This window comes from Dyadobacter sp. LHD-138, from assembly GCF_030929615.1.
Taxonomy (GTDB): domain Bacteria; phylum Bacteroidota; class Bacteroidia; order Cytophagales; family Spirosomataceae; genus Dyadobacter.
Genome location: NZ_JAVFVU010000002.1, coordinates 75,415 through 100,250 on the forward strand (window position 1 = coordinate 75,415; position 24,836 = coordinate 100,250).

Annotated in this window: 23 protein-coding genes; 11 read left to right on the top strand and 12 right to left on the bottom strand. The window is 42.7% G+C overall.

Annotated features, from left to right (window positions below; genetic code table 11):
* Positions 1 to 32: 32 nt before the first annotated feature.
* The 4 genes from RB622_RS01220 to RB622_RS01235 form a co-directional block, all read right to left on the bottom strand.
* Complete coding sequence (locus RB622_RS01220) at positions 33 to 1,448, bottom strand: HD domain-containing protein (protein WP_308044657.1); 1,416 nt, start codon at positions 1,446 to 1,448, stop codon at positions 33 to 35.
* Between the two features lie 201 nt (positions 1,449 to 1,649).
* A complete protein-coding gene (locus RB622_RS01225) occupies positions 1,650 to 1,808 on the bottom strand; it encodes a hypothetical protein (protein WP_308044658.1) in 159 nt (52 codons plus the stop codon).
* A gap of 284 nt (positions 1,809 to 2,092) precedes the next feature.
* Entirely contained in the window at positions 2,093 to 2,464 is a 372-nt protein-coding gene (locus RB622_RS01230) for a globin (RefSeq protein ID WP_308044659.1), read from the bottom strand.
* A gap of 164 nt (positions 2,465 to 2,628) precedes the next feature.
* The gene (locus tag RB622_RS01235) at positions 2,629 to 3,399 is read right to left on the bottom strand and encodes an AMP nucleosidase (RefSeq protein ID WP_254412053.1); all 771 of its coding nucleotides are present in this window, start codon (positions 3,397 to 3,399) and stop codon (positions 2,629 to 2,631) included.
* Between the two features lie 50 nt (positions 3,400 to 3,449).
* On the opposite strand from RB622_RS01235, the gene RB622_RS01240 reads away from it, so the two are divergent.
* A complete protein-coding gene (locus RB622_RS01240; RefSeq protein ID WP_308044660.1) occupies positions 3,450 to 3,896 on the top strand; it encodes a type I restriction enzyme HsdR N-terminal domain-containing protein in 447 nt (148 codons plus the stop codon).
* Positions 3,897 to 3,984: 88 nt separating this feature from the next.
* On the opposite strand, the gene RB622_RS01245 is transcribed toward RB622_RS01240, so the two are convergent.
* Together RB622_RS01245 and RB622_RS01250 are read right to left on the bottom strand one after the other, a co-directional pair.
* Positions 3,985 to 4,602, bottom strand: a complete 618-nt coding sequence (locus RB622_RS01245; protein WP_308044661.1) for a YceI family protein — start codon at positions 4,600 to 4,602, stop codon at positions 3,985 to 3,987.
* A 44-nt stretch (positions 4,603 to 4,646) separates the two neighbouring features.
* Positions 4,647 to 5,111: a MarR family transcriptional regulator gene (locus RB622_RS01250; protein ID WP_308044662.1), complete on the bottom strand. Its 465-nt coding sequence runs from the start codon at positions 5,109 to 5,111 to the stop codon at positions 4,647 to 4,649.
* Between the two features lie 179 nt (positions 5,112 to 5,290).
* Between RB622_RS01250 and RB622_RS01255 the strand changes: the two genes are divergently transcribed.
* The 3 genes from RB622_RS01255 to RB622_RS01265 all read left to right on the top strand — a co-directional run bounded on the left by RB622_RS01255 (position 5,291) and on the right by RB622_RS01265 (position 8,526).
* On the top strand, positions 5,291 to 5,869 hold the full coding sequence (locus RB622_RS01255; protein WP_308044663.1) for a Maf family protein: 579 nt from the start codon (positions 5,291 to 5,293) through the stop codon (positions 5,867 to 5,869).
* 43 nt (positions 5,870 to 5,912) lie between these two features.
* Positions 5,913 to 7,448, top strand: coding sequence for an alpha-amylase family glycosyl hydrolase (locus RB622_RS01260; protein ID WP_308044664.1), 1,536 nt, complete (start codon positions 5,913 to 5,915; stop codon positions 7,446 to 7,448).
* 61 nt (positions 7,449 to 7,509) lie between these two features.
* Entirely contained in the window at positions 7,510 to 8,526 is a 1,017-nt protein-coding gene (locus RB622_RS01265; protein ID WP_308044665.1) for an SMP-30/gluconolactonase/LRE family protein, read from the top strand.
* A 39-nt stretch (positions 8,527 to 8,565) separates the two neighbouring features.
* Here the strand turns inward: RB622_RS01265 and RB622_RS01270 are convergent, their stop codons facing one another.
* Entirely contained in the window at positions 8,566 to 9,138 is a 573-nt protein-coding gene (locus RB622_RS01270; RefSeq protein WP_308044666.1) for a hypothetical protein, read from the bottom strand.
* A 14-nt stretch (positions 9,139 to 9,152) separates the two neighbouring features.
* Positions 9,153 to 9,665, bottom strand: a complete 513-nt coding sequence (locus tag RB622_RS01275; RefSeq protein WP_308044667.1) for a hypothetical protein — start codon at positions 9,663 to 9,665, stop codon at positions 9,153 to 9,155.
* A 276-nt stretch (positions 9,666 to 9,941) separates the two neighbouring features.
* Here RB622_RS01275 and RB622_RS01280 point away from each other — a divergent pair, with 276 nt between their 5' ends.
* Positions 9,942 to 10,439 carry a GtrA family protein gene (locus RB622_RS01280; RefSeq protein ID WP_308044668.1) on the top strand — a complete coding sequence of 166 codons (498 nt, stop codon included), beginning with the start codon at positions 9,942 to 9,944 and terminating at the stop codon, positions 10,437 to 10,439.
* A gap of 70 nt (positions 10,440 to 10,509) precedes the next feature.
* Here RB622_RS01280 and RB622_RS01285 read toward each other — a convergent pair whose 3' ends face one another.
* The 4 genes from RB622_RS01285 to RB622_RS01300 all read right to left on the bottom strand — a co-directional run bounded on the left by RB622_RS01285 (position 10,510) and on the right by RB622_RS01300 (position 14,799).
* Complete coding sequence (locus RB622_RS01285; RefSeq protein ID WP_308044669.1) at positions 10,510 to 11,694, bottom strand: acetyl-CoA C-acyltransferase; 1,185 nt, start codon at positions 11,692 to 11,694, stop codon at positions 10,510 to 10,512.
* A gap of 134 nt (positions 11,695 to 11,828) precedes the next feature.
* The gene (locus RB622_RS01290) at positions 11,829 to 12,875 is read right to left on the bottom strand and encodes an NAD(P)-dependent alcohol dehydrogenase (RefSeq protein WP_308044670.1); all 1,047 of its coding nucleotides are present in this window, start codon (positions 12,873 to 12,875) and stop codon (positions 11,829 to 11,831) included.
* Positions 12,876 to 12,965: 90 nt separating this feature from the next.
* The gene (locus RB622_RS01295; RefSeq protein WP_308044671.1) at positions 12,966 to 13,217 is read right to left on the bottom strand and encodes a DUF6814 family protein; all 252 of its coding nucleotides are present in this window, start codon (positions 13,215 to 13,217) and stop codon (positions 12,966 to 12,968) included.
* Positions 13,218 to 13,266: 49 nt separating this feature from the next.
* On the bottom strand, positions 13,267 to 14,799 hold the full coding sequence (locus RB622_RS01300) for an MFS transporter (protein WP_308044672.1): 1,533 nt from the start codon (positions 14,797 to 14,799) through the stop codon (positions 13,267 to 13,269).
* 872 nt (positions 14,800 to 15,671) lie between these two features.
* Here RB622_RS01300 and RB622_RS01305 point away from each other — a divergent pair.
* The 6 genes from RB622_RS01305 (at position 15,672) to RB622_RS01330 (ending at position 24,805) form a co-directional block, all read left to right on the top strand.
* The gene (locus tag RB622_RS01305) at positions 15,672 to 16,409 is read left to right on the top strand and encodes a carbohydrate-binding family 9-like protein (protein ID WP_308044673.1); all 738 of its coding nucleotides are present in this window, start codon (positions 15,672 to 15,674) and stop codon (positions 16,407 to 16,409) included.
* A 26-nt stretch (positions 16,410 to 16,435) separates the two neighbouring features.
* Positions 16,436 to 17,542, top strand: a complete 1,107-nt coding sequence (locus RB622_RS01310; protein WP_308044674.1) for a lactonase family protein — start codon at positions 16,436 to 16,438, stop codon at positions 17,540 to 17,542.
* A gap of 446 nt (positions 17,543 to 17,988) precedes the next feature.
* Complete coding sequence (locus tag RB622_RS01315; RefSeq protein ID WP_308044675.1) at positions 17,989 to 18,531, top strand: RNA polymerase sigma-70 factor; 543 nt, start codon at positions 17,989 to 17,991, stop codon at positions 18,529 to 18,531.
* A 68-nt stretch (positions 18,532 to 18,599) separates the two neighbouring features.
* Positions 18,600 to 19,631: a FecR domain-containing protein gene (locus RB622_RS01320; protein WP_308044676.1), complete on the top strand. Its 1,032-nt coding sequence runs from the start codon at positions 18,600 to 18,602 to the stop codon at positions 19,629 to 19,631.
* Positions 19,632 to 19,763: 132 nt separating this feature from the next.
* Positions 19,764 to 23,216, top strand: coding sequence for a SusC/RagA family TonB-linked outer membrane protein (locus tag RB622_RS01325; protein WP_308044677.1), 3,453 nt, complete (start codon positions 19,764 to 19,766; stop codon positions 23,214 to 23,216).
* Positions 23,217 to 23,227: 11 nt separating this feature from the next.
* Positions 23,228 to 24,805 (top strand): SusD/RagB family nutrient-binding outer membrane lipoprotein, encoded by a 1,578-nt coding sequence (locus tag RB622_RS01330; protein WP_308044678.1) that lies wholly within the window; start codon positions 23,228 to 23,230, stop codon positions 24,803 to 24,805.
* The last annotated feature ends 31 nt before the right edge of the window (positions 24,806 to 24,836 follow it).

Below are 24,836 nucleotides of genomic sequence, written 5' to 3' on the forward strand. Positions count from 1 at the left end.
TATCCAACGTACTCTTTACATAATATGGCCATTTACTGGACAGAAAGCCCCATTTTCTTGCCTTCTTCTACCATAAAAGCATATGCCTGCTCATATTCGTTCGGAATAATCCCTTCCAGAATAGCTTCGCGGATAATTTCTTTCATGATCCCCACTTCACGTGATGGTTTCAGGCCAAAAGTTTCAATAATGATTTCGCCGGTGATCACAGGCTGGAAACTTCGCAGCTTATCACGCTCTTCCAGGTCTTTCAGCTTTTGTTCGACGATATCAAAATTGTGCAAAAAGCGCTTGACCTTATCCGGATTTTTCGACGTTATGTCGGCCCGGCAAAGTTTCATTAATGCTTCAATATCTTCACCAGCTTCTACCAGTAACCGCCTCATCGCAGAATCAGTAATTTCCTCCTTTGATAAAACAATCGGGCGTAAGTGCAATCGTACCAGTTTTTTCACAAAACGCATTTTCTCGTTTTGCGGCAGCTTCATCCGCCTAAAAATCACCGGAACCATCCTGGCCCCGATTTCTTCATGGTTATGAAAGGTCCATCCTACTTTTTTATCAAAACGTTTCGTAGCCGGTTTGGCAATATCATGCAAAATCGCCGCCCAGCGTAACCACAGATCGTTTGTGTTTTCCGATACGTTATCCAAAACCTGCAACGTGTGATAGAAATTATCCTTGTGCCCCTTTCCATCGATGGTTTCCACCCCCAGCAATTCGATCATCTCCGGAAAAATAATATGCAGAAGTCCGGCATGAAAAAGCAGCTTAAAGCCATAGGAAGGCACAGGTGAAAGCACAATTTTATTCAACTCATCCGAGATCCTTTCCATCGAAACAATACCAATACGGTCCTTCATGCCGATGATCGCATCAAAAGTATCCGGTTCGATATCAAAATTCAGCTGGGATGCAAAACGGATCGCCCGCATCATACGCAGAGGATCGTCAGAAAAGGTTATTCCCGGTTCAAGTGGTGTTCGGATAATTTTCTTGCGCAGATCCCGCATGCCCTCAAAAGGATCAATCAAATCTCCAAAGGTATTGCGCATCAGACTTATCCCCATGGCATTGATCGTAAAATCTCTACGGTTCTGGTCGTCTTTAAGTGTACCATCTTCCACGGCAGGTTTCCGTGAATCAGGACTATAAGATTCTTTTCTGGCACCAACAAATTCAATTTCCAGGTCTCCCTGACGGATCTGCGCGGTACCGAAAGTTTTAAAAATACTTACATGCACATCCGGTCCAAGCTGCTGTGCCACAAGCTCAGCCAGCTCAATTCCACTGCCAATGGAAACAATATCAATATCTTTACTTGGCCTTTTTAATATTAAGTCACGAACAAACCCGCCAATAATATATGCTTCAACACCCAGCTCAGCAGAAGCCCGGGCCACTATTTCAAGTATGGGGTAATTTATCAGTTGCTCTTTAAAATTCATGCCGCAAAGGTAAGCAATTCTTGTTCTTTTGATTTATTGCCTTATTCTAAAAGAATTGATTCCATTGCCAATGATGGCCTGAAAGCCCCTTGGCAACAGCTTACTCAAAACACGAAAGATGAATTTATAATTGGGTCCGCAGAGACGGCTCACTGATATGCTTCTTATAATAGAGCCTTCTTGCAAGATATAATCAACTGCTTACCAGACCCATTGCGAACTGACATCATTTTCCCTGATCGAGCCAAACAACATGAGCAATAAGTGTACAGGCGCCAGTAAAACGGTGGTGATCATTAAAGCGGCGAGTAAAACTATACCGATAAGACTCCGAAGAAAAAACTCAATAATCATATTCATAACTAATAGAGAGGATAAAATTGTGAAAACTTTCATTCTCGCAGGTGGGTCGGTCTACGTATATTTCACATATACGTATCCTTTTTAAGAATAGATTGACGGAGGCGTAATTTTTAATTGAAATTAGCCTAAAAATTATTGAAATAGTAATTTTTATCAATAATAATTATCAACTCTATTACATTAAATAAAACTAATACACTATAAATAAGCTATTTACATAAACTACACAACCTAATATTTAGCATATTAGGTTTGTGGAATTTCATAAAAAACGGAGTAAATCAGCTGTTTACCATAAACATGGCCGATTGGGGAAACCGGCCGAACAATTCTTTTTTCAGATCGTCCGTAATATCTAATGCCGAAATAGCCCTGTCCATGCAGGTGAGCCAGGCTATGGCATCTTCTTCGCTTATCGGGTGCGGTAAATGTCTGGCGCGTAACCTGGGATGCCCGTGTACTTCTGAATATAATGCGGGGCCACCTAAAAACTGCGTCAGAAAAAGACGTTGTTTTTCCTTAATCTCCTCTTTATCACTTTTGAAAAGCCGTGAAATTAATTCATGCGCAAACACATGATCATAAAACCGGTCTGTCAAAATTCTCAATGTCTCTTCCCCGCCGATACGGTCGTATAATGATGCACTTTCCATGGGTAAACTAACGTATAATTTATTCAATCATCTGACCACAACTGTATTTGCAGTTTGTTTATGATTGAGATCTATTTTCAATGTATCTATGCGTAACACAACAGCGGTTAATTCTTTATAGTTTAAAAATCTCCCGGCGATCTTATCTTTTGAATTTTACAAATTTACTCAAATCTTAAATGTTTTACCGATTCGCCTGATTTCGCCAGTTCAGTCAAGGCTTCGATGCCAATTTCCAAATGCGTTGTCACATAGTCAGCGGTCACTTTTTTATCACTTTCTTCCGTTTTTACACCTTCCGGTACCATCGGATTGTCTGAAACCAGAAGCAATGCGCCATGAGGAATCGCGTTGGCAAAACCAACAATGAAGATCGTGGCGGTTTCCATATCTATGGCCATCGCCCGGATTTCTCTAAGATATTCCTTAAAGGAATCATCATGCTCCCAGATCCTCCGGTTTGTCGTGTAAACAGTGCCCGTCCAGTAATCCAGCTTATGTTTTGCAATGCTGGCTGAAACCGTACTTTGCAAACGGAAAGACGGTAATGCAGGAATTTCACTTGGCATATAATCGTCGCTTGTTCCTTCGCCACGAATCGCCGCGATTGGCAGGATAAGATCACCGACCTGTGTTTTTTTCAATCCTCCGCATTTCCCCAGAAAAAGGACGGCTTTGGGGCTGATGGCCGAAAGTAGATCCATGACCGTAGCTGCCATCGGGCTGCCCATACCAAAGTTGATGATGGTAATATCATTGGCTGTGGCCGTTTGCATGGCCCTGCCCTGCCCTTTTATTTCCACGCCGAATTTCTCGGCAAACATGGTCACGTAATTAACAAAATTGGTCAGCAATATATAATTCCCAAAATCTTCAACGGCTGTGCCCGTATAACGTGGAAGCCAGTTTTCTACGATTTGCTCTTTTGTTGTCATCATTTTCTTGTGTTTGTTGGCTTCGGAAACCGTGTTGAGTATCTTCGTTTATGGAATCATTAAATCTGCCGGTTTTCGAATACAAAGTAAAGGACGTCAACGGCAAACCCTATATTTTTGACATAATACGAAGAAAATTTGTATCCTTAACGCCTGAAGAATGGGTCCGTCAACATTTTATTCACTTGCTGATCAACCATTACGGCTATCCAAAATCGCTTTTTGCCATTGAAACCGGTATGCGCTACCATACACTCGCTAAGCGGACCGATATTATGATTCTTTCCAAAGAAAGTACTCCGTTTCTTTTGGTCGAATGTAAAGCACCGTTCATTCCCGTAACCGAAGCCACTTTTGCGCAGATCAGCCGTTACAATTTCACGCTCCAACCCGCCTATCTTGCCGTCACAAATGGCATGAGCCATTATTGTTTCAAGGCCAGCGACGGCAGAATTCAGTTTTTGAATGATTTTCCTTTTTACAAAGAGTGGAATTAAGTCTGGCTCATCAAAACAAAAAAGTCTGCCGGGCATTACGCCGACAGACTTCTCCAAGAGGGTTATTCTAATTTCGTCTGGGCAGCAATTATTTAACTGCAACCAATTTGATATCAATTACGAAATCATCATTGATCATTTTATCTCCTAAAGCAGAAGCATCAAAGAATGATTTTGAGTTGTATTTAATGTCGTATTTAGAACGGTCAACAACCAATTTACCAGTTACATCAGCACCTGTTGCAGTTGGTTTCACCGTTACAGGGAAAGTTACAGGCTTAGTAATTCCTTTGATCGTAAGGTTACCCGTTACATCGTAAGTACCAGCAGATTTTACAACCGCTTTTGTAACTACGAATGAAGCCGTTGGGTGTTTTTCAACACCAAAGAAATCTTCTGATTTCAAGTGACCGATCAATTTACCGTTGTATTCTTTGTCAGTAAGGTCAGTACAAGTGATGCTGTTAAGGTCAGCAACAAATTTACCGCCAGTCAATTTTGCACCGTCCAAAGTCACAGCACCTTCTTTCAAAGTAATTTTACCTGTGTGCTCGCCAGTAACTTTTTTACCTGTCCAAACTAAATCACTTTTAGTAGCATCAACTTTAAGGTTGGTAGCCTTAACTTTTCCATCAGCAGCAGAAACCGCAGTAAATGTGAACAAAGAAACCGCAACAGAAGCAGCAAACGATTTTAAAGAATTCATTGTAGTCATGATTAAAATTAAATTGAGTTGTTTGTTTTTATTGATTAGTTGTTATTTTTTGATTCGCGTATTTTGTCAAGCAACGAGCTGATCAGATCAGCCTCTTCATGGGTAATGGCATTCATATTGTTATCCCATTCGTCCACCATCGGGTCCAGTTTTTTTAAAAGTTCCAAACCTGCTTCCGTAATAATCACATCCACGGCACGACGGTCATTGGAGCAGGATTTTCTGTCCGCCAGCTTTTTCACCAGCAACTTATCGATCAACCGCGAGGTATTGGAATTTTTATCGAGCATTCGCTCGGCAATATCACTAACTTTGATCGGGCTGGGATATTGTCCGCGCAAAATCCGTAAAACATTGTATTGTTGCGAAGTAATATCGTGTTCACGAAAACCATCAACCTGCTGGTATTGAATCCAATTGCTGGTATAAATCAAGTTGAGCGCCAAGCGCTGATATGGGCTTCGAAATTTTATTTGTTTTATATCGGTTTCTATTGACATAGCTTAAATCGTTCAAATGCAATACTGTGTATATACATATAATGTTAAAACATCTATCTAACTCGATTAAGTTCACGTGCTTGAAAAATATTTGAAAATATTTTTCATTTCATTTATACAAAACACACAACAGACTGATTACAAGTATATTATTAAGAATAATTTTCTCATAAAAAAATATGTTCCCCTTATCAAGACCTTTAATCCTTGCCTCCAACTCACCCCGTAGAAAACAATTATTACAGGAAACAGGATTTGATTTTGAAGTTGAAGTCATCCCAACCGATGAAACTTTCCCAAAAAACATGCCTACCAGTGAAGTGGCCGCTTACATTTCAGCGCAAAAAGCAGAAATGTTCATCGCCTTACATCCGGAAAAACTGGTTTTAACGGCTGACACCGTCGTGATCATCGGCGATACAATTCTCAATAAACCAGAGGATTGTCAGGAAGCGCTAAAAATGCTCAATATGCTGTCGGGAACAATCCATGAAGTGATCACAGCAGTCAGTTTACTGGCTGATAACAGCATTCACACCGTGTCTGATACGGCCCAGGTAACATTTCGTACATTAGATAAAAGGGAAATAAACCATTATATTGAGCATTACAAGCCCTTTGACAAGGCCGGCGGTTACGGAATTCAGGAATGGATCGGCATGATCGGCATCGAACGGATCGAAGGTTCCTTTTATACCATTATGGGATTGCCGGTTCATATCGTTTACCAGCTTTTAAAACCTTTTATTAAAATATAGTCCTGATAATAAGTATCACAGTCTAAATTTTACAACCATTCTGATGCGTCCGGCACTTCCCAAATTTATTCCACGCGTTTGCTATGAAATATTTGTCCGGTCCTTTTGCGACTCGAACGGCGATGGAATTGGTGATTTAAACGGAATTATTTCGAGACTCGATTACCTGAGCGACCTGGGCATTGAATGTATCTGGCTCACGCCTATTCATCCATCGCCGAGTTACCACAAGTATGATCCGGTTGACTACTATGCTATCGAACCTGAGTTTGGGACGATGGCTGATTTCAAACGGCTTCTCACCGAAGCACACAAAAGAAACATTGCCGTTTACCTGGACCTGATTGTCAATCACACCAGTACCTATCATCCCTGGTTTGCAGAAGCAAGCAAAGGAAAAGACAATCCTTACCGGAACTTTTACTGGTGGCTGCCTCCGGTAAAAATTGAGGAGCTTGGCGTCGCCGAACGCCAGACTTCCGATGATTCGGATGAAGTCTGTCCATGGCATGAAATTCCGGGAGACCCCGAAAAATATTACGGACTTTTCTGGAAAGGTATGCCTGATCTGAATTATGATTCCGAGTCGTTAAAAAAAGAACTGGAAAAAATTATCACTTTCTGGCTTGTTGAAATCGGTATTGATGGCTTTCGGCTGGATGCAGCCAGGCATATTTACCCCATTTGGGAAAGCGAAAAAAATCTGCATTTCTGGGCGTATTTTAATCAGATTGTTCAGAAAGTAAAACCCGGTTCCTATACGGTCGCAGAAGTTTGGGCAGAAACGCACGAAGTCGCTCCCTACCTGCAAAGCCTGAATGCCACCTTCCATTTTGATCTGAGTTTTGCCCTACAACGTATCCTGATTCAGGAGAAGGATGAGAATATTGTTCAGCAGCTCCTGGCAAGTTACCAGCAGTTTGAGACCTATAACCCCGAATTTGTAGATGCTACTATGCTCACCAACCACGATCAGGACCGGATCGGCAGTGTTGTCGACAACAGCCATGCAAAGATGAAACTGGCGGCCTGTCTGCTGTTAACCCTACCTGGGCAGCCTTATATTTATTACGGAGAGGAAATCGGGATGCTGGGTACAAAACCCGATCCGTATATCCGGGAACCCTACCTGTGGTCTGAACAGGAAGACGATCCCGATAAAACCAACTGGCAACAGGCTGAATTTTCTACTTTGAAAACAATTCACCCGCTTTCCGTTCAAAAAACGGATCAGGACTCTCTATACAACCATTATAAAAAACTCATTGCCATACGTAAAAATACTCCGGCGCTTTCCCAGATTATTTATCCAAATCTCGAAGAAGTGGAATCGCTCGACGACGAAATCATCGCGTACGTCCGAACACATCCGACCGAACCGGTTTTAATGATTCATAACCTGAGCGCAGATGTTAAATCTATTGGCTTGCCGGAAAGTAAAAAGGATTTCGCAAATGTACTTTTTGCATCAGCCCCATCCACATTGGATGCAAAAGAAAAATGGGAACTTCCGCCATTTGGAAGTCTTCTGTTAATAAAAACGCCGGACACCCCGGAACAAAAATTTAAAATACAGTAGGGAACAAGCCTGCCTGCTCTTTTTATCAGATAACTATCGAACACCAGATCAGTCCTGTAAAATGAGATTATCAGCAACATACCTCTTCCTTTTATTACAGTCCCTTTTCGCCTCTTTTAGCCACGCACAAAAGGCTTATCCAACATTAGGGAAAATTACTTACAACGATCCCAGACTAGAAAAGCTGCTGCCCAAAGATTCAAAACTGGAAGTACTGGCCATGGGTTTCGTCTGGTGTGAGGGCCCTGTTTGGGTGAAGGACGGCGGTTATCTGCTTTTCTCGGATGTCCCCAAAAACACGGTATACAAATGGGATGAAAAAAATGAGCTTTCCGTTTTCTTAAAACCGTCGGGTTATACCGGCCTGGGCGAGTACAGCAATGAGCCGGGAAGCAACGGGTTGATGATTGATAAAAAAGGAAGACTGGTATCCTGTGAACACGGAGACAGGAGAATTTCAGCGATGTCATTAAACAAAGGCGGCAAAATTACACTGGCTGATCATTTCGAAGGAAAGCGGTTCAACAGCCCCAACGATATTGTTGAGCATGCCAATGGCAGCTACTATTTTACAGATCCGCCTTACGGACTGGCCGGTTATGAAAAGGACCCCTCGCGAGAAACTCCCTATTTCGGCGTTTATCAGATCACGCCAAAGGGCGAGGTAAAAATGATTATCAACGATTTGCAAAGACCAAATGGCCTGGCATTTTCAGTCGATGGAAAAACGCTGTACGTCAGTCAGTCTGACCCAGAAAAGGCGATTTTAATGGCATATCCTGTACTGGCCGACGGTTCAGTGGGAAAAGGAAAATTATTTTATGATGCTACCGCCATGAGCAAAACCGGACTTACGGGCCTGCCTGACGGTTTCAAGCTGGATATTGAAGGAAATATCTGGACATCGGGTCCGGGCGGTATTTTGATTATCTCACCGGAGGGTAAATTGCTCGGAAAAATAGAAACACTTGAAATTGCCTCCAACTGTGCATGGGGCAACGATGGTTCCATGTTGTACCTGACCGTCGATGGGTATTTGTGCAGAATTAAAACCAATACAAAAGGAGCGAACTGGTAAAAATAAGGCTGCCGCTTTTGCTTTGCGACAGCCTTATTTTTATTTATTGCCTATACCACGGATATTAAAAAGGGTATCCTCTACCTGCTTGCGCGTAGCGGACCAATCCGTTTTTCCCTCTTTATAAACCTTTACATAGGCCTTATACAAAGTGAGCTGATTCCCATCGAGCTTGTTAAGCTCCTGCGTAATATTTTCCCGCTCACTTGAAGAAGCATTTTTAAAGCGGTCTAAAAGGCTGTCTTTCCGGCGCTCTGTGATATCGAGCTCGTACAAAACCAACTCGCCAAGCTTGTCCATCTCGGCATATTGATCAACCAAACGCTGGTTATTCTCCGCTTTGCCCCCTTGTCCCGACACGTTGGCTGCCCGGCTATCGGTATTGCTGACGGGTGTGGCATAACTTTTCTTTTCAGTCCGCCCAGCATCGTCGGCAGATCTGACCGCTGCCACGGAGTCCTTTTGCTGGGACGTTTTGCTGTAATCCGTCTGCCCCGAATAATTTCTGGAACCCGAGGAATCTGACCTACTCAAGCTGCTTTTTACATTCGCGCAGGAAAAATTAAGTAAGGCCGCTAAAATGGTTATGATGAAAATAGATATCCGACGCATACAACAACAGGGTTTTAAAAGTTATGTCGCAATCCTAAACTCAAATTCGGGTTGAAATAAAATACCTTGGGCAGTAACTCCAGAAACCCTCCCCCTTCGATAAAAAATGATGCCGGTTTCTGCGCAAAGAAAAATTCTACACCGGCCGTTACAGAAGGCCCGGTGGAAATATTATTGGTGTGTACATCCTTAATGTTTGGATTAGGATAATAACGGCGCGAATTGATCTGAACACCCGCTCCACCGTAAGCCAGCATTTTTTCGTTGAACATCGGCAGGTACCACAGATAAGTTCCGTTAATCATAAAACCAATATTCGAATATTCACCGGCTCTGTACGTTTTTTTACTTTTTAACAGCCCCGTATAAGTTCCAATCGAAACATCCAGGGCATTCCGGTCTCCATATTTCCGGAGAACAACACCGACGGGCTCGCCCAGTTTAAAACCGAGTGCCCATTTTTCAGGCTGTGCATGGGCGATGGAAAAAGTAAAAAACAATGCAAAAATTAAAATAGCTTTTTTCATAAACGTGTATGACTAAAATTAAGAATTGGGTTTAAAAACATCCGACTTCCCGAGAAACCAGCTTATAATGAATCTATTAAAATCAGGCCGGTTCACGACTGCGTCTGAATATTTTCTTTGACGAATAAGTAGTGTTTTGGTCACATATCGACTACCTGAAGATAAGGTATAAATTGTTTCCTTTAAATCAAATTATGCATTGGTCTTTGTTTCAGGATCAATTTATTTCTAATATTGACCCAATATTTCTTTTATTCAAAACTAACATATTGCCCGGTGGCTGATAAGACAAAGAGTAAAATCTTTAATTCCAAAGACTTAATTGCGTATTTTCTTGTAGCCGGAACAGGGGCAGTTGTTCAGTTGCTTTGCAGTAGTTTATTCAAAGATTGGTTTGGACTCACATTTCAGGAATCTATTTTACCTGCCTACGCCGCCTCTTTCGTTGTCGGTTTTGCCCTAACAAAATTGTTCGCGTTTAACGCGCGTAAAACCAACCAGACCCGACGGGAAATGGTGAAGTTTTTAATGGTTGCGGTATTTTCAGGATTTGTAACCTACATTTTTTCAACGGGTGCTTATTACATTTCAGACAACTATTTTCAGCAGTACAATTACCTGCTGCCCTGGTCAAAAAAGTTTGTTAACGTCAATGAAATGATATGCTATATCGTCGGGATGGGTTTCAGTTTTATCAGCAATTATATCCTGCATAAAACTTTTACTTTCAAAAGCACAGGTTTTTACAACCGTCTGAAAGTGCTTATCCGGTAGTAAAAAAGGTTTTTCAACAAAAAATGCACCGGACGCCGGTGCATTTTTTGTTGCTATATCATCACACGATTTAAAGTCTTTCAATAATGACGGCAGAAGCTCCGCCACCACCATTGCATATGGCAGCCAGACCGTATCTGCCTTTTTTTTGTTCCAAAACAGATAGTAGCGTTGTAACAATTCTGGCACCGGATGCACCGAGCGGATGCCCCAGGGAAACCGCCCCGCCAAATACATTAACCTTTTGCAAATCCAGCCCAAGCTCTTTGATATAATAAAGCGCCACGACAGCAAAAGCTTCATTGACCTCGAAATAATCGATATCCGACAGTGACAAGACCGCTTTTTTCAGCACTTTATGCGTCGCCAGAACCGGCGTTGTGGTAAACCAGGATGGATCTTGCTCGGCATCCGCATACGCAACAATCCTTCCGACGGGTTTCACCCCTGACTTTGCAACCACCGCAGCACTGGCAAGAACAAGCGCCGCCGCACCATCATTGATCGTGGAAGCATTCGCAGCCGTGACCGTTCCCTCAGGTGAAAAGACGGGTTTTAAAGAAGGTATTTTTTCAAACTTAACACGTTTAAATTCTTCATCTTCTTCAACAAAAGTGGAAGGTGCACCTTTCGGCGAAGGAATTTCTACCGGAATAATTTCATTTTTAAAATATCCGTTTTCACTTGATTCTGCACTCAAACGGTAAGAGCGGATGGCAAATTCATCCTGCTGCTCCCGGGTTATTGTATATTTTGAAGCCGTTTTATCACCGCAAAGTCCCATGGCACTCTGATCATAGACATCGGTCAGACCGTCTTTTAACAATCCGTCCAGCACCTCGCCGTGTCCATAACCATAACCATTTCGTGCTTTGGGCAAATAATATGGGATTTGTGACATATTCTCCATACCTCCTGCTACAACAACCTGTGCATCCCCCAACTGAATGGTCTGCGAAGCGAAAGCCATCGCTTTCATCCCGGAAGCACAAACTTTATTGACCGTTGTACAAATAACACTGGAAGGCAAGCCTGCAAAAATAGCCGCCTGACGCGCCGGGGCCTGTCCCAAATTCGCAGCAATAACATTACCCATGTATACCTCATCCACCAAATCCGGGGCAATTGAGGATTTTTGAAGGGCGCCTTTGATTGCAACGGCACCAAGACGGGCGGCGTGCACGGAAGATAATGCGCCGCCAAAACTGCCAATGGGTGTACGGGCGGCGGCAAGAATAAAAACTTCTTCTTTCATGTTCCTGGTTTTGTTGATTCCCGGACGGAGTTTATCTCCATCCGGCCATATTTACTTTAACAATAAATATAACAAACCCGGTCTGAAAAAGAAGAAGTTTTTATGTCCCGTTCAATAAGTTATAAACCGATACGCTACAAAGTAGCAACATCAATCACGAACCGGTACTTTACATCACTTTTCATTACTCTTTCGTAAGCTTCGTTGATGTAATTGATATTAATGACTTCCACGTCTGAAACAATATTATGTTCTGCACAGTAATCCAGCATTTCCTGTGTTTCTTCAATCCCTCCGATCGACGAGCCCGTAATCGTTCTGTTTTCTCCCAATAACAAGAAACCAGTTAATTGTATTGGTTCTGGTGGTATTCCCACGCAGATCATCACCCCATTGGTATGCAACAATTTGAGGTACATATCATAATCATGCGGCGCGGAAACCGTGTCAACAATAAAATCGAAATAGTTGCCCAGCTCTTTGACCTGTGATATCTCACGGGTATTGCAAAATTTATGCGTGCCCAGCTGCCTTGCATCGGCCTCTTTTGATGGTGATGTGCTTAACACGGTCACCTCTGCACCAAAAGCAACGGCAAACTTGACCGCCATATGCCCTAAACCGCCCAAACCTAAAACGGCTACCTTATGTCCAGGCCCGATCTTCCACCTTTTTAAAGGAGAATAAGTCGTGATACCCGCACACAAAAGCGGCGCCACACCTTCCAACGGCAGCTTTTCCGAAACGTGTACCACAAAGGCTTCATCACAAACAATCTGATTGGAATAACCGCCATAAGTTGGCGTTATTCCGTCACGCTCCACGGAGTTGTATGTATAAACAGTCTGACCCTTTTCACAAAACTGCTCGTGTCCGCCTTTGCAATTATTACACTCCCGGCAGGAATCAACCATACAGCCAATCCCGGCAAGTTCTCCAACCTGAAATTTAGAAACTTCGGTTCCTACTTTCGTAATTCGTCCAACAATTTCGTGACCGGGAACCATCGGATACTTCGAATTACCCCACTCGCCGCGCACCTGGTGAATATCGGAGTGACAAACGCCACTGAAAATAATTTCAATAAAGACATCCTTCGGGCCCAGTTCTCTTCTTTCAAAATCCCAATGAGCCAATTTATCCTTGCTGTTATGAACAGCATAACCTTTCGTAGCGATCATCTTAGCGGTTTTAATGATTTAGTATAAATATATAAGGGTTAGAAAATAAGACTTCATCCCCTCAACAATTTAAAACAATTAACCGATAAATCAGAGCTCTTCTGAACTTCGCGGTAAACGATCATATTCCCCTTTCAGCCCGTAGTAGCCAAAAATCATTAATCCCGCACAAATCGGAATAAAGATGATGATGATAATCGACCATTGTAATGTCGTATTGGTTCTGTCAATTCCTTCTGCCGCAGCCGCAATTTTTTCGATGGCCTGCATGGCCAGAAATAGAATAATTACGGGTCCGAGCACAATCCAGACAATGCCTAATAATTTTTTTAAAGCGTTCATGTTATTTATTGGATAAATGTCAAAATAAAAATCCGGGAGCACTCATTGCCTAGTCCGCCACGTTCTCATCACCTTTGTTATTGATATAAACCGCCCCGATAATAAATGAAAGGGAAGCAATTCCGATCGGATACCACAGACCCGACAAAGGCGTTGACCCCTGAAAGGATGCAACGAGTGTCGCGATAAAGGGTACTAATCCTCCAAAAACACCATTCCCGATATGATAAGGCAGAGACATCGACGTGTATCGAATCTGTGTTGGGAACAATTCAACCAGAAAAGCTGCGATCGGACCGTAAACCATCGTAACGAGTAAAACCTGGAAAAATACAAGTGCAATGATCGTCCAATAAGTACTTGAAGGCAGCGTAACATCCGCAAAGGAAATTTTCGGTTCAACAGCCGCCAATGTCTGATCGGCATGAATGGTTTCTACTTTTACCTCCTTGAAAGTACTGCCATCCTTTAACGTTTTTACAACCGCGCTCGTGATAAGCGAGTCTCCTTTTTCCTGCAAAAATGCACGCGTCACAACCGGTTCCGAAACAGACAACAATTCTGTTTTCTGAAATTCACCTACGTTGGTAGCGTCAATAAAATACTGATAAATAGGTCGGTAGAAAATAATTCCAAGTAACATCCCCGTAAGCATAATCCATTTTCGGCCTACCTTGTCGCTCCATGAACCAAATACGACAAAAAACGGCGTGGCGAATAATATGGCCCATAACAGTATGTAACGCGATTCGTTAAAATCAAGTTTACAGGTATTTTCAAGAAAAGATTGTGCATAAAACTGCCCTGTATACCAGATCACGCCCTGCCCCATCGTTGCCCCGAAAAGTGCAAGTAAAACCATTTTAAAGTTCGCCTTTTTCTGAAAGCTTTCCTTTAACGGATTTGCAGAAATTTTCCCTTCTGATTTCAATTTAGAGAACACCGGCGACTCATGCATTTTCATCCGGATGTATATCGAAACACCGACTAATAAAATAGAAAGCAGAAACGGGATTCGCCAGCCCCAGTCGGCAAAAACATCAGCACCTAAAATATTTTTGGTACCCACAATCACGCCCAGAGACAAAAACAAACCCAGCGTAGCGGTCGTTTGGATCCAGCTTGTAAAAAATCCGCGTTTTCCCTCAGGCGCATGTTCGGCAACATAAGTCGCGGCACCGCCATACTCTCCGCCAAGTGCCAGGCCTTGTACCAACCTTAATATCAAAACAAGAATCGGTGCGGCATAGCCGATGCTGGAATAGGAAGGAATCAGCCCGATCAGAAACGTGGAGCCTCCCATTAAAACCAGTGTCAGCAGGAAAGTATATTTCCGTCCGATTAAATCGCCCAACCGGCCAAAAACCAGCGCACCAAAAGGCCGTACGATAAAACCAGCCGCGAAAATAGCCAGTGTATTGATCAACGCCGAAGCCCCGGCGTCGCTTGGAAATAGCTGATGCCCGATGATAACGGCCAGGCTACCGAAAATGTAGAAATCATACCATTCAATTAATGTTCCCAGTGAAGAGGCTGCAATCACTTTCGTGATGCTTTGTGTAGCATTGTCGTCCGTACGCATTGGTCAGGAAAAGGTGAGTAATGATTAAATGAAAAGGAATAGGGTTGCCAGGATAAAAGGCAATTAATTAGCAGGATAAGGCAAAAATTACCTTTCGATACTCGTTAAAAAGTAAAAAAAGCCTTCCAACTCAATTGGAAGGCTCCTAAAAAAGTACCATTACGGAACAAAAAGTACTCATTGTATCCCATTATTTTTCGTCCAGACCATCAACTGGAGCAGTGTCATTTTTTTCCGTTTGAATTGCCGTTTTTTTCTCCCGACCTTTAAAAAGACTGGGTTCGTCCTTTGGCATTCGATGTTTCGCGGTATTTTCCGGAAACCTGGGGTATACAGGCGCTTCCAGAATAGGCTTGCTTGTATCTAATACATCTGGGTCTTTTCTCCTGGTTATCATCACAATATCAGTTTAAAATCCTGATTATCTAACTATTAGTATAACAATAACTATTAAATAATCATTCCTCAAATAATCCAGTAATAAATCTTATCACGAATTATACTGTAAACCTCTTTTACATCGGCCGTCGGCTATCAGCAATCCGCTAAAATATTGTTTCTTGGATTTGTATAACAGTCGAAAGCCGAAGCAAAATTTTCTTACAATACAATTCGTGGTACGGCCAATTAAGTATCGAAAATTTTTAGGTTTTGTCGAGGATGTACACAATAAAATCGGGTTGGCGGCCAGTTAATAATCTGGTAAAGTTTCAATAAAAAATATTTCCACTGATTTAACCAACACATTTGGTATTATCTAAAATCGTTGTGAAATTGCCAGACCATAATTTATTTCTTACTCCTTATTCGGCCCCGCTCTGTTGCCAGACCGGCTGCCTTTCACTATCCCTAATTTCCTAAACCATTTAAAAATGTTAAAAAAAATCATCCCTCTGTTTATCTTATTGACCGGGGTTTTCTATCAGAGCCAGGCTTCCGGCGCTGCTTCCGATTCTACACTGATTGTAAAAAAAACCACGGATTTTAAAGTGGACGGCGAAGGAAATGCCAAAAATTGGGCCGCCACAAACTGGTTTAATTTAAACGTTCAAACGGGACCCAGACAAGCTGCTCCCGGAAAATCTTTTCCAACCAAAGTTAAAATCCTTTATTCCGATAAAGGTGTCTATTTCCTTTTTGACTGTGCGGATAAAAAACTGACCGCCACCATCACGGAAGATTTCGGCACCTTATTTAAGGAAGATGTTGTAGAAGTTTTTTTGTGGCCGGATACCTCGGAACCGATCTATCTCGAATATGAAATTTCGCCCCTGGATTATGAGCTGGCCATTCTCGTCCCCAACTTAAAAGGAAGGGCCCAGGGCTGGAGACCTTGGTTTTACAACGACAGCAACCGGGTTCAGCACGCAACCAGCGTACAAGGGGGCCAAAAGAAAAGCATGGCTGCTGTGGAAGGCTGGAAAGCCGAATTTTTCATCCCTTATACGCTGATGAACCCGATCGTACAATCTCCCCCAAAATCCGGCACCAAATGGAGAGGAAATTTCTATCGTATTGACTACGATTCGGAGACGGCCTACTATTCCTGGAAAAAAACCAGCGGCAGTTTTCACGAATTCAACAAGTTTGGCACACTCATTTTTGAATAAACTTAGTTTCAGATCAATCCTAAATCATGAAAAAATTCACGCTTACCTTCATTTGTTTACTATCTGCAATCATGACATTTGCACAGAAACCCAAAACCAGAGAGATACTTTACGTAGGGACCTATACCCAAAAAGGCGAAGGTATTTATGTATACGAATTCGACAGAAGCAATTTCTCTTACAAGGAATTACAGATTTTACCCAGCAAAAACAGTCCCTCCTTTCTGGAATTTCACCCGAACAAACAATTCCTTTATGCCTCAAACGAAGGCAATAACACGATATCCTCTTATAAAATTGATCCCGTAACGGCCAAACTTACGCCCTTAAACGAAAAATCATCCGAAGGAAAAGGCCCCTGTCACGTAAGCATTGACCCGAAAGGACGGTTTATTTATGTTTCCAATTACGGGAGCGGACAGCTGGCGGTGTATCTTTTAAACAAGGATGGCAGCATCGGCGAGCTTGCTGACGCCATTCAGGACAAAGGCGCGGCGACACAAAAACCGCATATGCACTCGATTATCCCATCGGCCGACGGCAAATTTATTTATGCATCGGACCTTGGGATCGATAAAATTATGGTTTATCAGGTGGATCAAAAAACCGGAAAACTTACGCCCGGAGCTGTCCCCTATGTAGAAGTAAAAGCCGGCGACGGCCCGCGCCACTTTGCCATTCACCCCAACGGGAATTTTGGTTACTCGGCTTGCGAGTTGAATTCCGTCGTGAATTCATTCCAGATCGTGAAAAATTCCGGTGCTTTGGTGCCTTTAGAACGGGTAAGTATGGTTCCGGCTGACTTCACCGGAAAAAGCTATGCCGCTGATATCCATTTCTCGCCTGACGGGAAATTCCTTTATGCCTCAAACCGTGGCCACGAAAGTCTGGTGGTTTACGCCGTAGACGCCAAAACGGGAAAACTTACCACCGTTGGCTATCCGGAAACGCACGGAAAACATCCGCGTAATTTCCTGGTTGACGAAAAAGGAGAACTGGTTTATGTCACAAACCGCGACAACAACAACCTTGTGTTTTTCAAAAGGAACAGTGCCACAGGTCTGTTGACTTATACCGAAAAGGAGATCAGCATCCCGACACCGGTTTGTGTGAAGCAGTTGTTTTTGAAATAAGAAACTTCTAAATAAAAAGCCCCCGGTTAGCCCAGTTTAAATCAGGATTAGCCGGGGGTTAACTTTGCGTATTGTCAGCGCTTGGCAGTAACCATCAGTTGCATACTTGTGCTCTTTAGGTATTATTAACCGCTGATATAGCATGTATTCCGACAATAATTTAACATTTCCGTTAATCTTATTTAAAAGCAACTCCAATCCTGTCGCATGCAACGGGAAAATATTATTTTACAACAATTATATAAATTCACGTTTACTTTTTTAATTTTATCAATTAATATTTTATAATTCTACCGAATTATAAAATAACCAAATTAGTTATTGCCAATTTTATTGATGATACTGCAAATAACATGCAATAAAAAGGTAATATTAATATCGGTCATCACCCCTGAAAATTGAATGGTTTTAAGATTCTCAGATATCAAAAAAGCAACCGTATTGTTATGATTAACGGCCAGAATGACTTGTTTCTAATTTCCCTGATTAAACAGGGGGATAAGCGTGCCCTGGATAGTCTTTTCAAAAAATACTATAATTCGCTTTGCCGTTTTGCTTCATACCTGACCAGCCGGAACGATCTGGCTGAGGAAATCGTGGCCGATGTTTTTTTCAGGATTTGGGACAAACGGGAAAATCTGGCAGTCGAAAAGAACCTGCGCGCTTACCTTTTTACGGCCACCCGTCATACCGCGATCAATTATATGAAGCAGGAAAAACTGGTCATGGAAGAGCTCAGTGAAGATATCATAGAAGATATGCCGGGCCCTGAAGACGTTTTTCTCTATCACGAACTGGAATCCCGCATCACCAATCTTATCAATTATCTCCCCCAAAAAAGAAAAGCAATTTTTCAGTTAAACCGTTTCGAAGGTTTTACCTACAATGAAATTGCTGAAATCCTCTCGCTGTCATCCAAAACAGTAGAAAATCAAATGGGTAAAGCCATTAAGCAATTAAAACTTCTGCAAAAAACTTATCAGATATAAAAAATATTCTGACCGAATGGGGGTATAGCCATTTTTTATTTGTCCTAACAGTAGAAAGCAAAAAATTCATGTCGGATCATACACCATGGCCTTTAATCGCCAAGTATATAGCAGGCGAATGCAGCGAAGCTGAGAAGCTCACGATGGAATGGTGGCTTGAAGAAGTTGACAACAAGATTTTGTTTGAACAGATAAAAAGTGCCTGGTTGCAGCAGTCCGCCTTTGAGATCAGTGAGGACTTTAATCCTGAGTCAGGCCTAAGCAAGCTGAATGCCTTAATTTCCGATGCTGAAGATTCGGTACATGCGGATGGAAAGCAAAGTTATTTCAGAACGTATTCCTGGCTGGTCGCAGCCAGTATTCTGTTTCTGATTGGGTTTGGTTACTTTTTTATCGCTAAAAAGCAATCTGATCCTAAGATTAAGAATGTCGCATTCATTAAAAAAGTCAGCGGTAATGACCAGATCCTGAGTATTATCTTATCAGATGGATCAAAAGTTTGGTTAAACAAAAACAGTAAAATCATATTTCCGGATCAGTTTGCCGGAAAACAACGGGAAGTTTTTCTGGAAGGTGAGGCATTTTTTGAAGTTATCCCAAACCCGAATAAGCCATTTGTCGTAAAATGCAATAGCGTATCGACACGTGTATTGGGAACCTCGTTCAATGTCAAAGCATACAAAAACGATCAGATGTCCTCCGTTTCGGTGGCCACCGGGAAAGTTGAAGTAAGCAAAGAAATCAAGGAGGGAAATCCCATCCGGATCACCCAGCTGACCCCACAGCAGGAACTGGTTATTGATACAGAAAAGGATGAAACGTATATAGATATCGTTAGCGCATCAGGCATTGGTGCATGGCGAAAGGATCAACTGGTTTTTCGCAACAATACTTATGCTGAAGTAATCGCGAGACTGGAAGCAAATTATGAGGTTGAGATTGATTTAAAGAAGGAAGCACTTGCCCATTGCAGCGTCATGGCGAGTTTTAATGAAAATGCAAGTCTGGAACAGGTTTTAAAGCTGCTCAGTATATCTAACCATTTTAGCTATACCATTGATGGCAAACAGGTCACGATCCGGGGTGGCGTGTGCAGGTGATTTGAAAATTAAAAAAGTAACGATAAATAAGTGCAGCCGCAATAACTGTAACATTGTTTTACTTAACCAAAATCTTTCAGTATCAGAGTTTTATTATCACCTAAATCAATTTAACCTTTCTACAAAAGACGTATGAACAAAACATTACGTACACAGCCGCCGCTAAAGTGGCACTGGAAACCCATTGCCCTGCTGCTGGCATTGCTGTTTGTTATCCAGCCCTCATTCGCCATCCGGACTGGCTCGGTTCAAGGCATCGAAGAAGTAAAAATCTCCCTGTACCTCAAAGAGGCCACCCTGCAAAAAGCCTTTCTTGCGATCGAAAAAAAGAGTGATTACAAGTTTATTACCAGCATCGAACGCATTGATAACAAAAAGAGAGTCAATGTTTCACTTGAAAACAAAACCGTAAAAGAAGCGCTGGAAACCATCCTGGAAGGCACAGGACTAGGCTACACGCAGGTGAATAACAACATCATTATCAACACAAAACCGGTATCAAAAACCAGTTCTTCTGAAAATGTTCCGCAACCAGCTGCTGTGAAAATGGCGGCTAAGGAAGTTTCAGGGACGGTGAAGGATGCGCAGGGTGCAGGTATTCCCGGTGCTAACATCCTGGTAAAAGGCTCTACGACAGGAACCAGCACCAATGCTGAGGGGAAGTATGCCATTAACGTACTTGACGACAGTTCGGTACTAATTTTTTCTTCAATTGGCTACACAAGCCAGGAAGTAACGGTTGGAAACCGCACGACTGTTAATATCGTGTTAACTGACGATGTTAAACAACTTGGCGAGGTGATCGTAACCGCTCTTGGTATTGAAAAAGACTCCAAAAGTGTAACCTATGCGCAGCAAAACGTCGGCGGCGATGAGTTAACACGGGTAAAAGACCCTAACATGATTAACTCGTTGGCGGGAAAAGCCGCTGGTGTTGTGATCACAAAAGGTACCGGCGGGCCAGGTTCTTCTTCCAAAGTTTTACTTCGCGGTAACAAATCCATCACGGGTAACAACCAGCCTCTTTATGTGATTGACGGTATCCCGATGAATAATGCCAACAGCGCACAGGGAAGTACTTTATTTGATACGAGAGACGCGGGCGATGCGATTTCAAATCTTAACCCCGAGGATATCGAAAATATCAGCATCCTGAAAGGAGCTTCGGCGGCGGCTTTATACGGAAGCCAGGCTGCCAATGGTGTGATCATGGTCACGACCAAAAAGGGGCGTAAAGGTTATTCTTCCATTAACTTCTCCTCCTCTGCCAATTTCGAAAATCCGATTGCTTTGCCTCAGGTGCAAACTTCCTACGGACAGGGTTACGGAGGGGTGGCCAACACTGCCGTTAACGATAGCTGGGGACCAAAAATCACCAATGGAAGCGACAAACATTTAAAAGACTTTTTCAACACGGGAAAGACCTTCGTAAACAGCCTTTCGATTACCAATGGCAACGACATCGGACAATTTTATTTGTCTTATGCCAATACCAAAGCCAACGGTATCGTTCCTGAAAATGACTACAAAAGACATAATGTCAATTTGAGAGGAACTACACAACTTTTCAAAAACAAACTATCCCTCGACGCATCCGTAAACTATATAGAGCAGAAAGTATACAACCGCCCACAGGCAGGATTTTATTACAGCCCAATTTTCAGTCTTTATCTTTTTCCAACAGGAGATGACTTCTCAAAATATAGTGGCAACAATTTTGAGAAATGGGATCCGGCACGTTTGATGAATGTTCAGAACTGGCCTTACATTAAAAACGAAGCGAGTTCCAACCAAAACCCTTATTGGTTATCCCATAGAAACCAGAGTGATCAATTTCGTAACAGAACGATTTATTCATTCTCTGCGAAATGGAATCTTACCGACTGGCTTCACCTTCAGGGAAGAGCGACATATGACAAAGTGCAGGACACATTTGAATACCGTCAATACGCCTCGTCGGATCCAACACTCGTAGGCAGCAACGGGGGTTACAGAAAGAACCTTACCAATACAGATCAGCTGTATTCCGACCTTTTGTTAAGTGGAACAAAAACACTGGGAAAAGATCTTTTTCTTTCTGTCACGCTTGGTTTTAGCAATACGCAAAACACTTTTTATGACATGAACGTGGGCAACAACGGATCCACTAACACCTTGTCATTCCCGAACTTCTTCTCAATTTATGCTTTGCAAAGTTTGACAGGACAGGGATTTTTCAATGCGACGGAAAGTCTTCAAAAAAGGCTAACCCAGGCATTCTTCGGAACAGCAACATTGGGATATAAAGAGACTCTTTTCCTTGACGTAACGGCAAGAAAAGAATGGTCTTCTACGGTAAATCAGTCATTCTTCTACCCTTCTGTCGGTTTGTCGTACGTGTTGCCTGAGAATATCCTGAAAAACAACAACGTTTTGTCTTTTGCAAAAATCCGGGGCTCATATGCTGAGGTGGGAAATGCACTTCCTTTCGGTTTTGCCAACTGGACACCTCCTTATTCGCTTGGAAATGATGAAAATGTTAATGGTAGAACAACCCTTCCATTTTTCAGCGGAACAGATACAACTAGTCTGAAACCAGAGCGTACACGTTCATACGAAATCGGTGCCGAACTTAAATTCTTCAAGGACAAGCTGGGTGTGAATCTTACCTATTACAATGCTACGACCTACGATCAGGTTTTCCAGATTCAGGCACCGGCCGGAGCGGGAGCATCCAATTTCTACATCAATGGAGGTACAATCCGTAATAAAGGATTGGAAGCAGTAGTAACGTACAAAGCCGATTTTGGTGGTGTTTCATGGTCTCCTTCGGTTAACTTTTCAAGGAATGTCAACCAGATCAGAGAACTGAGTAGTCTTTTAAAATCTGACTGGTTTGTACTTCAATCCGGTGGAAACACGCGTATGTTACAACTATTCCTGACTCGCCCGGGAATATCGAATCTTGGCGGACGTGAGTATGGATCTTATGGCGATTTGTTCGGTAAAACTTATCAGCGTGATGATCAAGGCAACATCAAGTATAATGAAAAAACCGGACTTCCGCTTCTGTCAAGTGGAACGGATCAGTACCTTGGTAACGCCAATCCTAAATTCCTGATTGGTTTTAACAACCAGTTCAAGTACAAAAACGTAAGCCTATCATTCCTGGTTGACGGACGTTTCGGAGGTAAGATCGCGTCTCTGACGGAACAATGGCTTGACTTCAAAGGCTTATCGAAAAGATCTGGTGAAGCCAGAGATGCAGGTGGAGTCAATGTGAATGGCAAAACCATCCCGGCAGAAACTTACTATAACTTTATTTCTGGCAAAGGGGATGTTGCGGCAGCGGCAGAGGAGTATATGTTTAGCGCTAGCAATGTACGTTTAAGAGAGCTGGCAATTGGTTACACCTTCCCGAAGGTTTCCAAGGCGATAAAAGATATCAGCATCTCGTTTATCAGCAGAAACCTGTTCTTCTTCTATAAAGATGCTCCATTTGACCCGGAAGTAAGTATCACAACGGCAAACAGCATGCAGGGCGTTGAAGGCTTCAGCATTCCGGCAACACGTTCCTATGGTGTAACCCTTCGTGCCACATTCTAAAAATTATTCACATGAAATTATTTATAGATAAAAATAAATACAACATCCTGGCTCTAAGCTGCCTGATGACTTTCGCTACTTCGTGTAAGGATTACATGAAAACGCTTAACCAGGATGAAAAACTACTAACGGACGAACAACTCGTTCAGGATGCAAATGAAGGAGGAATTCTTCTGCCTTTGATGATGAACCGGATTGTAGCCACCACTACCGGAGTACAAACCCAGCAAAATCTTCAGGCTGAATCCTACGCCGGTTATCTGGAAACGCCAACACCTTTCCTGAACAATGAAAACACCACCACTTATTTCATGGTGGATGGCTGGAACAATGCTGCCTGGAACACCTCCACCCAAAATGTAATGGACCAATGGCTTCAAATGTGGAAAAAAGGTTATGAGACCAAGTATCCGGATTTATATGCGATCGCGTTGATTATAAAGGTGACTGCCGCGCATCGTCTGGTAGATACTTTTGGCCCTTATCCTTATACAAAATACGGAACAGCCGCTCAGGTAACTTTTGATTCAGAAGAAGAGGCATATACTGCATTCTTTGCAGATCTGGACAAGGCCGTTACCGCCCTAAAAGCCGCAGAAGCAGCCAATCCGAATGCGGACAAAACCCGCTTTGCAAAATGGGACAAGTCCTCGCTCGGAGGCGAATACACCAACTGGATAAAACTGGCGAATACCATTAAACTTCGTCTGGCAATCCGTATTTCAAAGATAAAACCTGACCTGGCAAAAACACAGGCTGAAAAAGCTGTGGCTGCTGAAAATGGCGGATTACTTGAAACCGTCGGCTTTTCCGTAATACCTACAACTACAAATCCTTATTACACCATGGCTAATGCCTGGTCGGATACGCGTATGTCGGCTGCCATCGAAACTTTCCTTTCCGGCTTTGCCGATCCTAGATTACCATTATATGCGCTACCGGCCACTGACGCCGCCGCAGGAGGAAAAATAAAAGGTATCAGAGCCGGCTCAGAAAGACCTGAAAAAACAAGGTATCAGTCTTTCTCGCTACCAAACGTAACGACAACTTCACCGGTAAAGCAGGTTGATGTTGCCGAAAGCTATTTCCTTAAAGCGGAAGGCGCGCTGAGAGGTTGGAACATGGGTGGTACTGCACAGTCATTTTATGAAGAAGGTGTAAGAGCTTCATTCAAAGCCAATGGAGCATCTGGTGCAGAAGCCTATTTGTTAGGAACAACCCCTCAGATCAGTTATGTCGATCCTAAAAACACCGCAAACAACTCACCTGCACTGACAAAGATTACAGTTAAATGGGATGATGGAGCAGATTTTGAAACGAAACTGGAAAGAATTATTACCCAGAAATGGATTGCCCTTTACCCGGAAGGAACAGAAGCCTGGTCTGAATTCCGCAGAACTGGCTATCCAAAGCTCTATCCGATAGCAGTAAGCAAAAATCCTGATCTACCTCTTGGCACATTTATCAAGCGCCTGACTTATCCGTCGGCTGTTACCAATTCCAGCGGCGATGCCGTAAAAGCAGCAGTAGCCGCTTATTTGAATGGAAAAGATAGTGCCGCTACACCGATCTGGTGGGATATTGATTAACAATTTGGAATTGCCTTCCGAAACCATTTCT